The sequence below is a fragment of the Herbaspirillum frisingense GSF30 genome (genome assembly GCF_000300975.2).
Taxonomy (GTDB): Bacteria; Pseudomonadota; Gammaproteobacteria; order Burkholderiales; family Burkholderiaceae_D; genus Herbaspirillum; species Herbaspirillum frisingense.
Genome location: NZ_AEEC02000001.1, coordinates 105886 through 118778 on the forward strand (window position 1 = coordinate 105886; position 12893 = coordinate 118778).

At 65.6% G+C, this 12893-nt stretch carries 11 protein-coding genes; 4 read left to right on the forward strand and 7 right to left on the reverse strand.

Going from position 1 to position 12893, the window contains the following annotated elements:
- Nucleotide 1 precedes the first annotated feature (1 nt).
- From HFRIS_RS00485 to HFRIS_RS00515, 7 genes are all read right to left on the reverse strand, one after another.
- Nucleotides 2–1012 carry an SIS domain-containing protein gene (locus tag HFRIS_RS00485; RefSeq protein ID WP_209442988.1) on the reverse strand — a complete coding sequence of 337 codons (1011 nt, stop codon included), beginning with the start codon at nucleotides 1010–1012 and terminating at the stop codon, nucleotides 2–4.
- The gene (gene nagA / locus HFRIS_RS00490) at nucleotides 1005–2132 is read right to left on the reverse strand and encodes an N-acetylglucosamine-6-phosphate deacetylase (protein ID WP_006461223.1); all 1128 of its coding nucleotides are present in this window, start codon (nucleotides 2130–2132) and stop codon (nucleotides 1005–1007) included. The genes HFRIS_RS00485 and nagA overlap by 8 nt, the downstream gene beginning before the upstream one ends.
- Nucleotides 2129–3070 carry a glucosamine kinase nucleotide-binding domain-containing protein gene (locus HFRIS_RS00495; protein ID WP_006461224.1) on the reverse strand — a complete coding sequence of 314 codons (942 nt, stop codon included), beginning with the start codon at nucleotides 3068–3070 and terminating at the stop codon, nucleotides 2129–2131. Before HFRIS_RS00495 ends, nagA begins: the two co-directional genes overlap by 4 nt.
- A gap of 3 nt (nucleotides 3071–3073) precedes the next feature.
- The gene (locus HFRIS_RS00500; RefSeq protein WP_006461225.1) at nucleotides 3074–4207 is read right to left on the reverse strand and encodes an ABC transporter ATP-binding protein; all 1134 of its coding nucleotides are present in this window, start codon (nucleotides 4205–4207) and stop codon (nucleotides 3074–3076) included.
- A 15-nt stretch (nucleotides 4208–4222) separates the two neighbouring features.
- Entirely contained in the window at nucleotides 4223–5077 is an 855-nt protein-coding gene (locus HFRIS_RS00505) for a carbohydrate ABC transporter permease (protein WP_006461226.1), read from the reverse strand.
- 72 nt (nucleotides 5078–5149) lie between these two features.
- The gene (locus tag HFRIS_RS00510) at nucleotides 5150–6064 is read right to left on the reverse strand and encodes a carbohydrate ABC transporter permease (protein ID WP_006461227.1); all 915 of its coding nucleotides are present in this window, start codon (nucleotides 6062–6064) and stop codon (nucleotides 5150–5152) included.
- Nucleotides 6065–6250: 186 nt separating this feature from the next.
- Complete coding sequence (locus tag HFRIS_RS00515; RefSeq protein WP_006461228.1) at nucleotides 6251–7543, reverse strand: ABC transporter substrate-binding protein; 1293 nt, start codon at nucleotides 7541–7543, stop codon at nucleotides 6251–6253.
- A 412-nt stretch (nucleotides 7544–7955) separates the two neighbouring features.
- Between HFRIS_RS00515 and HFRIS_RS00520 the strand changes: the two genes are divergently transcribed.
- From HFRIS_RS00520 to mgrA, 4 genes are all read left to right on the forward strand, one after another.
- On the forward strand, nucleotides 7956–9359 hold the full coding sequence (locus HFRIS_RS00520) for an ABC transporter substrate-binding protein (RefSeq protein ID WP_039873733.1): 1404 nt from the start codon (nucleotides 7956–7958) through the stop codon (nucleotides 9357–9359).
- 59 nt (nucleotides 9360–9418) lie between these two features.
- A complete protein-coding gene (locus HFRIS_RS00525; RefSeq protein ID WP_006461231.1) occupies nucleotides 9419–10132 on the forward strand; it encodes a response regulator in 714 nt (237 codons plus the stop codon).
- On the forward strand, nucleotides 10116–11669 hold the full coding sequence (locus HFRIS_RS00530; protein WP_006461232.1) for an ATP-binding protein: 1554 nt from the start codon (nucleotides 10116–10118) through the stop codon (nucleotides 11667–11669). Before HFRIS_RS00525 ends, HFRIS_RS00530 begins: the two co-directional genes overlap by 17 nt.
- 172 nt (nucleotides 11670–11841) lie before the next feature.
- Complete coding sequence (gene mgrA / locus HFRIS_RS00535) at nucleotides 11842–12876, forward strand: L-glyceraldehyde 3-phosphate reductase (protein ID WP_006461233.1); 1035 nt, start codon at nucleotides 11842–11844, stop codon at nucleotides 12874–12876.
- The last annotated feature ends 17 nt before the right edge of the window (nucleotides 12877–12893 follow it).

Sequence of the window (12893 nt, forward strand, 5' to 3'; positions counted from 1 at the left end):
GTCAGCTGGTCCGGGTCACCTTGTTGAGGTGGCGCGGCCGGTCCGCATCCATGCCCCGCGCCGCCGACAATTGCGCCGCCATCACGTAGAAGGCCTGGATGGCGACGATCGGGTCCAGGTCCGGCGTGGCCGCCACCGGCAGGGTGAGGTCACGCTCCACCACGTCCTGCGGCGCGGCCAGCAGCACCCTGGCACCGCGCACGCGCATCTCGGCCGCCAGCGCCAGCATGCCGGCCTGGGCCGGACCGCGAGGGGCGAACATCAGCAGCGGATACCCCTCCTCGATGAGCGCCATCGGCCCGTGCTTGATCTCGGCGCCGCTGAAGGCTTCGGCCTGGATGGCGCAGGTCTCCTTACACTTGAGCGCGGCCTCCAGCGCCAGCGGGAAGCCGGTGCCACGCCCCACCACCATGATGCGATTGGCCGGCGCCAGTACCCCGATCGCTTCTGACCAGTCGCATCGGGTGGCCGTCTCCAGGGCTTGCGGCAACTGCCCCAGGGCGTCCAGCAGCGCGGTGTCGTCCTGCCAGTGTGCCGTCAGCAGGGCGCCGGCCACCAGGCTGGCGATGAAGCTCTTGGTGGCGGCCACGCTCGACTCCACGCCCGCATGCAGCGGCACGCTCCACTCGGCCGCCGTCGCCAGCGGTGAATCGGCATGGTTGACCAGCGCCACCGTGGTGGCGCCATGGGCGCGGAAATAGCGCAGCGGTTCCACCACATCCGGGCTCTGTCCCGACTGCGAGATGGCGATGGCCAGTGCATTGCGCACCAGTAGCGGCGCCTGGTTCAGGGTCACCAGCGACATCGGCAGCGAGGCCACGATATGCCCCAGGCGCGCCATGACGAGGTAGGCGCAATAGGCGGCCGCGTGGTCCGAACTACCACGCGCCACCGTGACCACGTTGGTGGGCGGCGAGGCCCGCAGACGGGCGCCCAGTTCGGCATAGCGCTGCTGGTCGCGGGTCAGCTGCTGCGCCACATGGCGGGTGGCCGAACGGGCTTCTTCAAGCATCAGCGAGGTCAATCTCTTCTCCTTCCACATAGACAGCCTTGATGGCGAAATGCCGGTCCAGCACCACTACGTCGGCATGGCAACCGGTGGCCAGGCGGCCACGGTCGGACAGACCCAGATAATCGGCGGCATAGGTCGAGGTGCGTAGCGAGGCTTCGGCCACGTCCATGCCCAGCGTGATCAGGTTGCGCAGTGCCTGGTCCATGGTCAGCACGCTGCCGGCCAGGGTGCCGTCATCCAGTCGTACGCCGCCGGCGCACTTGTGCACCACCTGCCGGCCCAACGCGTAGTCGCCATCGGGCATGCCGGCGGCGGCCGTGGAATCGGTCACGCAGAACAGGCGCGGGATGGCACGCAGGGCGGCACGGATGGCACCCGGGTGGACATGCAGCAGATCGGGGATCAGCTCGGCATAGGTGGCATGTGCCAGCGCCGCGCCCACCATGCCGGGGGCGCGGTGATGGAAGCCGCTCATGGCATTGAACAGGTGGGTGAAGCCCGAGGCACCGTGTGCCAGTGCGGCCACGCCATCGTCATAGCTGCCGGCGGTATGGCCGATCTGCACCTTCATGCCGCGATGGGCCAGCTTGCAGACCAGCTTCAGGTGACCATCCACCTCGGGGGCGATGGTGATGAGCTTGAGCGGCGCCAGGCTGTTGAGGTAATCGACCTGCTCCAGCGAGGCTTCGATGGCAAAGTCGGGTTGCGCACCCAGCTTGCCGGGATTGATGTACGGCCCCTCCAGATGCACCCCCAGTACCCGCGCCTGCCCTGGCTGGCGGCTGCCGCAGGCGTCGGCGATGGCGCGCAGGGCCACTTCCAGTTCCTCCAGCGGCGCCGTCATGGTGGTGGCGAGCAGGCTGGTGGTGCCGTGCCGCGCATGCAGCCGCGACAGCACCTGCACGGCATCGCCGCCTTCCATCACGTCGCGCCCGCCGCCACCGTGCACATGCAGGTCGATGAAGCCGGGCAGGATGTAGTCGCCCTCGTCGATGACGCGTGGTTCGCGTCGCAGCGGCCGGCCATCGATGGCACGGATGCGCTGGTCGAAGACCATGTTGCCCTGGATCCAGCCCTGCGGGGTCAGCACGTTGCCGTGCAGTTGGGTCGGTGCGTTCATGCCGGGGTTTCCTTTGGGTTATCCGCTGGGTTCTTCTGTTGCTGCCAGGCGCGTTGCGCCAGCAGCAGCGCACCGCCAGCGGCATCGGCTTGCGGCGGGACGATGCGCGCCTGCAGGCGTTGCTCGAGGTAGGGTTGCAAGGCCGCCGCCAGCCCGCCGCACAGCGCCAGCGGCAGGCGCTGCGCCGGGTCCAGGGTGGCGATCATCAGGCCGATCTCGGCTGCTGCCGCCTGCAGGATGTCGCGGGCTGCCGCATCCTGCGCAGCATGCATGACCACCGGACGGGCAGCGCGGGCAAAGGCCGCCTGGTCGGCCTGGGCCAGCCAGTCCAGCAAGGTGGCGCGTTCTTCGTTGGCCGTGACGGCGGGGAGTTCGGCGCGACACAGTGCCAGCACCGCCTCGGCCAGGGGGCCACGGGCAGCGCGGCCATCCAATGCGAGCTGGGCGTGATGCAGGGCGCGCAAGCCCATCCAGGCGCCACTGCCGTCATCGCCGCTGGGAAATCCCCAGCCATCGACGATGCGGCGGCTGCCGTCGGTGTCCAGGGCCAGCCCGATGGTACCGGTGCCGACCGCGACGATGGCACCTGGCGCCCCCCCATGCGCGCCCAGTAGTGTGGCCACGCCATCGTTGACGATCTCCAGCGCGCCGAAGGCCGGCGCCATGGCGCGGAAGTCGGCCGACCACTGTGCCACGTTCTCGCCGGCGATGCCGATACCGACCGCCAGCGCCGCATTGTCCGGGCGCACCAGGGCGGCTTGCACAAAGACGCGCTCGATGGTCTGGCCGATCACCTGCCAGGCCTTGGCCGCACCGTTGCGCAGTGCCGAGGCGGTGCCGCTGGCTTCCTGCAGCACGCGGCCCTCGGGCGTGGCCAGCCGCACCAGGGTCTTGCTGCCGCCGCCGTCCACCCCGATCAGGTAGGCAATGCCGTCCATGGTTCAGGCCTCGTCCAGGTGACGCGCCGATTGCAGGTTGCCCGGTTGACGCCGACGCAGGGCCTGGCCCTGGGCATCGAAGAGATGGAAGGCCTGGCTCTGGACCGACAGCGCCACCTGCTCGCCGATGCGCACACTGCGGTTGCCGTCGCCGCGCACCACGATGTCATGGCCGCCGTCCAGGCTGACGTAGAGGAAGTTGGCTTCGCCCAGGTGTTCCACCAGGTTGACCACGCCGTGCAAGGGCTGGCCGTCGCCCAGGCCCTCGCGGATCTGTTCGGCGCGCAGGCCCAGCGTGACGGCCTCGCCGAGCTGTACACCGGTGGGGTCGACATCGGCCAGCAGCCGCAGTCCGCCAGCGATTTCCACCTGTACGCCGCTATCGTCACAACGGGTGACCACGCCCTGGAAGAAGTTCATCTTCGGTGAACCGATGAAGCCGGCCACGAACAGGTTCTGCGGCTGCTGGTAAAGCTCCAGCGGCGTGCCGGCCTGCTGGATGCGGCCTTCGTGCATGACCACGATCTTGTCGCCCAGGGTCATGGCTTCCACCTGGTCGTGGGTGACATAGACGATGGTGGCCGCCAGTTGGCGGTGCAGCTTGGCGATCTCCAGCCGGGTCTGCACCCGCAGGGCCGCGTCGAGGTTCGACAGCGGCTCGTCGAACAGGAACAGGCGCGGCTGGCGCACGATGGCGCGACCGATGGCTACGCGCTGACGTTGCCCGCCCGAGAGCTCGCGCGGCAGGCGCTGCAGCAGGTGATCGATCTTCAGTATCGAGGCCGCGTGGCGGATGCGGCGGTCGATCTCGCTCTTGCTGCTGCCGGCCACCTTCAGGCCGAAGGCCATGTTCTTGTACACGTTCATGTGCGGATACAGCGCATAGCTCTGGAAGACCATGGCGATGCCGCGCTCGGCCGGTGGCAGGTGGTTGACCACCTGGCCGCCGATGGCCAGTTCGCCGCCGCTGATCTCTTCCAGCCCGCACAGCATGCGCAGCAGGGTCGATTTGCCGCAGCCGGACGGCCCGACCAGTACGCAGAATTCGCCATCGCGGATATCGAGGTTCAGCCCGGCCAGCACATCGGCGCGGCCGTCGTAGGTCTTGCGCAGTTGCTTGATGTTGACGTGTGCCATGAGGTCTCCTTTTGATTATTTGACGGCGCCCGAGGTCAGGCCGCGGATCAGCTGGCGCGAGAAGGCCATGTACAGCAACAGCACCGGGACGACCGCCATCGACAGCGCGGCCAGCACCGAATTCCAGTCGGTGGCGTATTGCCCGATGAACTGCTGCACCCCCAGCGTGACGGTGCGGGTGTCTTCCCCGGGGGCGAGGATGAGCGGGAACCACAGGTCGTTCCAGGCCGGGATCATGGTGAACACCGCCACGGTCGCAATGGCCGGGCGCAGCAGCGGCAAGATCACGCCGAAGAAGATAGCCAGTTCGCCCACGCCATCGCAGCGCGCCGCATCCTTGAGCTCGCCCGGGATCTGGCGCATGAACTCGGACAGGATCATCACCGCCAGCGGCAATCCCTGCGCGGTATAGACCAGCACCAGGGCGGTCCGGGTGTTGATCAGGTCCAGTGCCACCACCAACTGCAGGATCGAGACCGTACCCAGCCGGATCGGGATCATGATGCCGACGGCGATGAAGAAGTTCAGCGCGCGGTTGCCGAAGAATCGGTACTCGGTCAGCGCCCAGGCCGCCATCGCGCCGAACAGCACGATCAGCACCAGCGCCGCCACCGTGACCACCAGGCTGTTGCCGAAGTAGAGCAGGAAGTGGGTACCGGCCAGCACCTTCTGGAAGCCGGCAAAGGTCAGCGTCTCGGCCGTGGGCAGGGCCATCGGGCCTTCGAAGATGGCGTTGCGGGTCTTGACCGAGTTGATCAGGATCAGCGCAATCGGAAACAGCGCAATCACCGCATACAGGCACAGCACCACATGTACCCAGAGATGACCGGCGGTGCCGAAGCTGCGTTGGATCAGCGTGGGTTTGCGCATGGTGTCGGGAGCGGTGGAAAGTGGGGAACGTGGAGAGGATGGGGAAGAAGCCAGCATGTCGTCATCCTCCCGTCACATCGCATAGCGTGTCAGGCGCCGCTGCACCATCACGAAATACGCGCCCACGCCACCCAGGATCACCAGGAACATCAGCGTGGCCACCGCCGCGCCCATGGTGGGGCTGCCGATCTGCGCCTGGTAGCCGAAGAAGGTGCGATAGAAGTAGGTTCCCAGCAGGTCGGATGCGTAGTTGGGACCGGCCAATGCGCCCTTGACCGAGTAGATCAGGTCGAAGGCGTTGAAGTTGGCTACGAAGGTGAGGATGGTCACCAGTCCCAGGGTCGGATAGATCAGCGGCAGCTTGATCTGCCAGAAGATGCGCATGGCGCTGGCGCCCTCGGCGTGGGCGGCTTCCAGCACTTCTTCGGGCACCGCCAGCAGGGCAGCGTAGATCAGCATCATGGGTATGCCCACGTACTGCCATACCGAGATCAGCGAGAGGGTCACCAGGGCGGTGGATTCCTGCCCCAGCCAGGGCGCAAACCAGTCGGCCAGGCCGACCAGGCCGAGCAGCTTTTCGCCCACGCCCCACAGCGGCGAGAGGATCAGCTGCCAGATGAAGCCGATGATGACCACCGACAGCAGCGTGGGCAGGAAGATCAGTGTGCGATAGGTGCGTGCGCCGCGCAGGCCCTTGAGGCTGAACAGTGTCGCCAGCAGCAGGCCGATGGGGTTCTGCAGCAGCATGTGCAGGCAGAAGAACTTGACGTTGTTCCACATGGCATTCCAGAAGGCGGCCGACCAGTCGGGGTCGAACAGGATGGTGCGGTAGTTGTCCAGCCCCACGAAGCTGCGCACCCCGGCATCATTGGCGGTATAGAAGCCCAGGCGCAGGGTGTCCAGCAGGGGCAGGGCGCTGAAGAGCGCGTAGATCAGCACGGCCGGCGCGAGCAGCACCGCCAGTTGCCAGGCGCGGATGGTTTTCATGGGTCTCCTGTTCCTGAAGGGGGAGCGCGGACATCTACTCCCGTTCGGACTGAGTAGGCCCGCGAGGGCCGTATCGAAGGCGCGCGGACGGTGCGCCCTTCGACGGGCTCAGATCAGGCTTGGATACGCGGCGTTGCCGCTACTCAGCCCGAACGGGCGGGTACTGCTTACCTCAGTGAAGCAGCCTTACTGCTGCGGCTTGTACCACTTGGCAAAGCCGGCCTGGATCTTGGCGGCCGCATCCTGCGGCGTGAGCTTGCCGTTGAGCACCTGGGCGTTGACGTTCCACATCTCGTTTTCCATGCTCGGTGTGCCACGGTTGAGGATCTGCGAATTGACCCGGATGGTGGAAGCGCAGTTCTTGCGCCAGCCCATCATCTGCTTGGCAATCGGGTCCTTCACCGAGATCAGGTGGTTCGACAGCGAGAAGAAGCCGGTGACCTTGTTGGTATAGAGATCGGCGAATTCCTGCGAACCCAGCCAGGCCAGGAACTTGTAGGCGTCTTCCTTGTTCCTGGACTTCCTGTTGATGCCCATGCCGATGTCGTTGTGGTCGGAGATGTAGCAGGCATCACCGTTCTTGGGCACCGGTGGCGGGAAGGCGGCGAAGTCCATCTTGCCGTTGAAGTAGGCGATATCCCAGGAGCCGGCCGGATACACCGCGCCCTTGCCGAGCGCGAACATGTTCTGGCTGTCGCTGTAGGTCTGGGCCGAGGCGCCCTTGGGCAGGTACTTGCCGAGCCTGGCTTCATACTCCCAGGCGGCCACGAATTGCGGATCGGTGAATTTGGCACGGCCGGCGATGAGCGCCTTGCGACCTTCCTCGCCCTTCCAGTAGTTGGGGCCGATGCCGGTGAACAGCACCTGGTGCGATTCCCACTGTTCGGCCGTGCCCATCACCAGCGGCGCGTACTTGCCGTTGGCCTTGACGGTATCGAGCAGCTTGAAGAACTCGGCCTCGGTCTTGGGCGGTTCCAGGTTCAGTTCCTTGAAGATCTTGGTGTTGTAGAAGAAGCCGTGGATCACCGAGGCCATCGGCATGCAGAAGGTGTCCTTCCCATCATCGGTCTGCCAGGCGGCCTTGGCGGCCGGTGCGAAGTATTCCATGCCGGGTTTGCCGTCCAGCTTTTCCAGGTGGCCCTTGTTGTAGAGCGAGAGCGAGACATCGAAGGGGCGGCAGGCCACCAGGTCACCGGCCGTGCCGCCGGCCAGACGCGCGGCCAGGCTGGAATCGTATTCGGTCGGGGCGGTGGGCGAAAACTTCACGGTGATGCCGGGATTGCTGCGCTGGAAGGCGGGGATCAGTACTTCCTGCCACAGCGGCAGGTCGTCCACGCGCCAGCTTTCGATGGTCAGCGCACCGGCCTGGGTGTGTGCGGCACCGAGGCCGCCGGCCAGGCCCAGGGCGAGGGCGCAGGCGGCCAGCAGTGGACGGCGCGGGATGAGGGAAAAACGACCAGGCTTTTTTTCGGTCTGCATCTTGGGTCTCCTTGGTGTTGTGGGGATCGCCGCACGCCAGCCGCGACGAAACGCCGTGACAGTAGCAGCGCCGATCATGTGATGCCAGCAACGCTGCCAGGACCCTTGGAGTATTTTTAAGTTGTTGATTTAAAAGAATAATTTAAGGATGGTCAGGATTCTTGCCATTACATATCCTTACATGGCCTGCAGCATGTGCAGGCGGTCTGGACGTCGAGGCAAGGGATGGTGATGCGCAGCATTGGCGCTGGCCTGTGGATAAGATAAGCAGAGCAAGGCTTACGTTTCTTAACAAGAGATAAACCGGCTTCATGCTTCGCAAGGCAGGATCGGGTTCCCGCCGGGGCGCATGCAAATTGCGCATTGGCATGCACCCGGCTATAGTCTCTCCCGGTTTGGAGACACGCACCCCATGATAAAAAAGAAACGGCCCGCGAATGCACGCACCGGCCCGGCCACCTGCTGGCCGGCCTTGCTGTGTCTGCTCGCGCTATGGCTGGGCTGGGGGTGGAATGGGGCGCAGGCGCAGTCGCTGCCACTGTCGAGCTCCGGCCCGGCTTCCGGCATATCGCTATCCTCCTCGTCATCCTCATCCTCATCTTCACCGGTCCCGCCGTCCTCCGGCGGCGGCTCCCTGCAGGTGCTGCACTGGTGGACCTCGGCCAGCGAGCGCCAGGCCATCAACGTGGTGGTCAACCAGCTGGCGAAACAGGATATTCAGTGGCGCGACGTCGCCATTCCCGGCGGCGCCGGCATGGGTGCGGCCAAGGTCTTGAAGAGCATGGTGCTGGCCAACCGCGCCCCCGAAGTGACGCAACTCAACGGCGTGGTCTTCGGCGAATGGGCCGACCTGGGGCTGCTGCTGGAGCTGGACAATGTGGCCGTGCAGGGCGCTTGGGAAAAGCAGATGTTCCCTACCGTCTGGTCGCTGCTCAACAACCACGGACACGTGGTGGCGGCGCCGCTGGGCATCCACCGCATCAATTCCTTGTTCTACAACACCGCCATCTTCAAGCGCTACAACCTGAGCCCGCCCAAGACCTGGGACGACTTCGACCAGATCGTCAAGAAGCTGCAGGGCAGCGGCATCGCGCCGCTGGCGCAGAGCGCCGAAGCCTGGCAGCTGGCGACCCTGTTCGAGAACCTGGCGCTGGCCGAGAGCGGCCCGGCCTACTACCGGCGGCTGTTCGTGGAGATGAGCCCGGCGGCCTATCTGGATGCGCGCATGCTGCATATCCTCAAGCGCCTGCGCGGACTGTCGGCGGCGATGGCGCAGCCGGTGCGCGAGCGGCCCTGGACCGAGGTGGCGCGCAGCATGGTCAGCGGCGAGGCGGCCATGCTCATCATGGGTGACTGGGCCAAGGGCGAGCTCAATGCCTGGGGCATGGAAGTGGACCAGCAGTTCGGTTGCGCCCCGGTCCCCGGCACGGGGGATTTCCACCTCTACAGTACTGACACCCTGGCCATGTTCGCCGGCAACTACGCGCACCAGGCCATGCAGGAAACGCTGGCGCGGCTGACCATGTCGCCGGCGGTGCAGTCCGAATACAATAGGATCAAGGGTTCGATCCCCGTACTGCGTGCGGCCGACCCGCACATGGACCGCTGCGCCAGGGATTCCTGGCGCGCCTTCAGCAAAGGCCCGGCCTGGCAGGCGCCCAGCCTGGTCCACCGCATGGCCACCGACGACACCACCAAGGATGCCATCGTGGCCGAGGTGCAGCGCTTCTTCCTGGACCGCAGCATCAGCGAAGAACAGACACAGAAACGACTTGCAGCGATTGCGCGCACCCTGTCGCGCAATCGCAATGATTAGGCTCATCGCATCCACGGATGTGAAATGAGTTCCAGGAAACACGGAGATGGAGCAGCAACATGACGCGCAAGATATTGATCGTCGACGATGACCAGAAGACCCGCACGCTCTTGAAGGCCTATCTGGAAAAGAACCAGTACGAGGTCCGCCTGGCCCATGACGGCGCGGCCTTCATGACCGAATTCCAGCGCTTTGCCGACGAGCTCTCGCTGGTGATCCTGGATGTGATGCTGCCCGACACCGACGGCTTCGCCCTGTGCAAGGCGGTGCGTCGCAAGTCCAATGTGCCGGTCATCATGCTCACCGCCAGTTCGGACGAGACCGACCGTGTGGTCGGGCTGGAACTGGGCGCCGACGACTACATCGCCAAGCCCTACAGCCCACGGGAGCTGCTGGCACGGATCAAGGCCATCCACCGCCGCATCGGCATCGACAGCAGTGCCGCACCGCGCTACTACCGCTTCTCGGGCTTCACGCTCGACACGGTGGAGCGCACCCTCACCGACAGTGCCGGTGCCATCGTGGCTCTGACCGGCATGGACTACCAGTTGCTGAAGTATTTCGTCGAACATCCCGGTGACGTGCTGGACCGCAACGTGCTGTGCGAAGAAACGCGCGGACGCGATGCCGGCCCGCTGGACCGCTCGCTGGACGTGCAGATCAGCAAGCTGCGCCTGCGCCTGAACGATGGTGGCCGCCAGCCGCACCTGATCAAGACCGTGCGCGGTGCCGGCTATGTCTTCTCGGCCGACGTCAGTGCCGCAGCCGCCTGAGAGCGCGGCGCCGGAGACGGCGCTGACGCCTCCGGATGCAGCAGAGGAGACCCGCTCACCCAGCCTGCGCGGTCGCCTGGCCGCGCTGCTGGACTGGATGCTGCCGGATTCCCTGCTGGGCCGGCTGTCGGTGGTGATGATCTTCGGCGTGCTGGTCACGCAGGTGGCCGGCGGCCTGATCTGGGACATCCAGCTCCGCAGCAAGTCCGAGGCCGAGACCCGCGTGGCCGCGCAGCACCTGGCCCACAGCGCGGCCTCGGCGGTCCGCTACTTCATGACCCTGCCGCCCAACTATCGTCCGCTGATGATCCAGCAATTGCGCGAGATGGGCGGCACCCGCTTCTTCATCAATGCCAACAGCAGCGCGGTGCCGGTCAAGTCCATCGGCGAGAGCCGCCTGGCGAACCTGGCCATCGAGGTGACCGCGCAGACCCTGCGCGAAGACCTGCCTTTCCTGCCCGAAGCGCGGCTGGCCTTTGCCTGGCCGGACGGCCTGCCGGTGGCCAGCGATGGCCTCACCGTCAACGACCTGCCCGACAACTGGGTGCAGCACATCCTGCTGACCAAGCCCAACTCGGCGCCGGTGCTGGTGATCCAGATGCAGGTGGAAAGCGGGCGCTGGATCTACCTGGCCGCGCTGATGCCCAACCCCTATTTCCTCGACAGCGACAATCCGCTCTGGCTGGACCGGCTGGTGCTGCAAGGCCTGTCGCTGGCGGCGATCCTGCTGCTGACCATCCTGGTGGTGCGCTGGACCACGCGCCCGCTGGCGGCGCTGGCCGACGCCGCCGAAGCCTTCGGCAAGGGCGAGACCGTGCCCAGCCTGCCCGGCACCGGCAGCCGCGAATACGTCAAGACCGCGCGCGCCTTCTCCGGCATGCGCGAACGTATCAAGCGCTATCTCGAAGATCGCGAACGCCTGTTCGTCTCCATCTCGCATGACCTGCGCACCCCTATCACGCGACTGAAACTGCGCACCGAGCTCATGGATGACGACGCCATGCGCACCGATTTCCATGATGACCTCGACGAGCTGGACATGATGGTCAAGGGCGCCCTGCAATCGGTGAAGGACAGCGACATCCACGAGAACCGCACCGAGGTCCGCCTCGATGCGCTGGTGCTGCGCATGATCCGCGACGCCCGGCTGGCCGGCCACGAGATCGCCTTCACACCCTCCGGCATCAATGTCATGGCCAAGCCGCTGGCCTTGAAGCGCGCCATCGGCAACCTGTTCGACAATGCCCTGTACTACGGCCAGAAGGTCGAGATCAGCATTCGTCCCTCGGTCGGTGCCGACGGCGACCTGGTCGAGATCGAGATCCGCGACCACGGCCCCGGCGTGCCGGAAGACGCCATGCGCACCCTGTTCCAGCCCTATGTGCGACTGGAGCATGGGCGTGCCCAGAACAGCGGTGGCATGGGGCTGGGCCTGGGCATCTCGCGCAACATCGTGCAGGCCCATGGTGGTGAACTGCTGCTGCGCAACCATCCGGAAGGCGGCCTTGCCGCCACCATCATCCTGCCGGCCCGCTGATCGGTCGGCGCGAAGGCGGGAACGGGCCGGTAGATTGATCAGTCAGATAGATCAATCGCATCGAAATATTGCATTTAATGAATAAGCGACGGAAGCGTAGACTTCTGCGCACCACCACTCAGGAAGTGGTCAGCCCCTCAATCCCTACAGTGGAACTTCCCCAAGGAGACTCATGAGCTATATCGCCGAACCCTCCCGCTACGATGGCCGCATGCCCTATCGCCGCACCGGCCGCAGCGGCCTGCTGCTGCCCGCCGTGTCGCTGGGCCTGTGGCAGAACTTCGGTGGCGTCGACAACTTCGAGACCGGCCGCGCCGTATTGCGTCGCGCCTTCGACCGTGGCGTCACCCACTTCGACCTGGCCAACAACTACGGCCCGCCGGCCGGTTCCGCCGAAGAGAACTTCGGCCGCTACATGGCCAAGGATTTCGCCCCCTATCGCGACGAACTGGTCATCTCCAGCAAGGCCGGCTGGCAGATGTGGCCCGGCCCGTATGGTGGCCCCAGCGGTGCGCGCAAGCACTTGATCGCCAGTTGCGAACAGAGCCTCAAGCGCATGGGCCTGGATTACGTGGACATCTTCTATTCGCACCGGGTCGATGCCGACACCCCGCTGGAAGAGACCATGGGCGCGCTGGCCCACCTGCATCGCCAGGGCAAGGCGCTGTATGTGGGCATTTCGTCCTATTCACCCGAACTGACCCGCAAGGCCGCCGCCATCCTCAAGAGCGAGGGGGTGCCGCTGCTGATCCACCAGCCCAACTATTCCATGCTCAACCGCAGTATCGAACCGGGGCTGTTGCCGGCGCTGGAAGAGCTGGGCGTGGGCTGCATCGGCTTCTCGCCGCTGGCACAGGGCCTGTTGACCTCCAAGTACCTCAATGGCGTGCCCGAAGGCGCGCGTGTCACGCGTGCGCCGTCACTGCCGCAGCGCATGCTGTCGGAAGACAACCTGGCGCGCATCCGTGCCTTGAACGAGATCGCCAGCCAGCGCGGCCAGACCCTGGCGCAGATGGCGATCGCCTGGGTATTGCGCGATGCGCGCGTCACCTCGGCACTGATCGGTGCGCGCACCGTGGAGCAGCTGGATGATTCGCTGGATGCCGTGAAGAAGCTGGATTTCAGCGCCGATGAACTGGCCCGCATCGACAGTCATGCCACCGATGGCGATGTCGATCTGTGGAAGGTGTCGTCGTCCATTACCTGAGCCCGGCCTGCAAGGGT

Bases quoted from the DNA above. Each gene is read 5' to 3' on its own strand.
- HFRIS_RS00505 (WP_006461226.1), bottom strand. From the start codon at position 5,077: ATGCGCAAACCCACGCTGATCCAACGCAGCTTCGGCACCGCCGGTCAT.
- HFRIS_RS00515 (WP_006461228.1), bottom strand. From the start codon at position 7,543: ATGCAGACCGAAAAAAAGCCTGGTCGTTTTTCCCTCATCCCGCGCCGT.
- HFRIS_RS00485 (WP_209442988.1), bottom strand. From the start codon at position 1,012: ATGCTTGAAGAAGCCCGTTCGGCCACCCGCCATGTGGCGCAGCAGCTG.
- mgrA (WP_006461233.1), top strand. From the start codon at position 11,842: ATGAGCTATATCGCCGAACCCTCCCGCTACGATGGCCGCATGCCCTAT.
- HFRIS_RS00510 (WP_006461227.1), bottom strand. From the start codon at position 6,064: ATGAAAACCATCCGCGCCTGGCAACTGGCGGTGCTGCTCGCGCCGGCC.
- HFRIS_RS00520 (WP_039873733.1), top strand. From the start codon at position 7,956: ATGATAAAAAAGAAACGGCCCGCGAATGCACGCACCGGCCCGGCCACC.
- HFRIS_RS00495 (WP_006461224.1), bottom strand. From the start codon at position 3,070: ATGGACGGCATTGCCTACCTGATCGGGGTGGACGGCGGCGGCAGCAAG.
- HFRIS_RS00525 (WP_006461231.1), top strand. From the start codon at position 9,419: ATGACGCGCAAGATATTGATCGTCGACGATGACCAGAAGACCCGCACG.
- HFRIS_RS00500 (WP_006461225.1), bottom strand. From the start codon at position 4,207: ATGGCACACGTCAACATCAAGCAACTGCGCAAGACCTACGACGGCCGC.
- nagA (WP_006461223.1), bottom strand. From the start codon at position 2,132: ATGAACGCACCGACCCAACTGCACGGCAACGTGCTGACCCCGCAGGGC.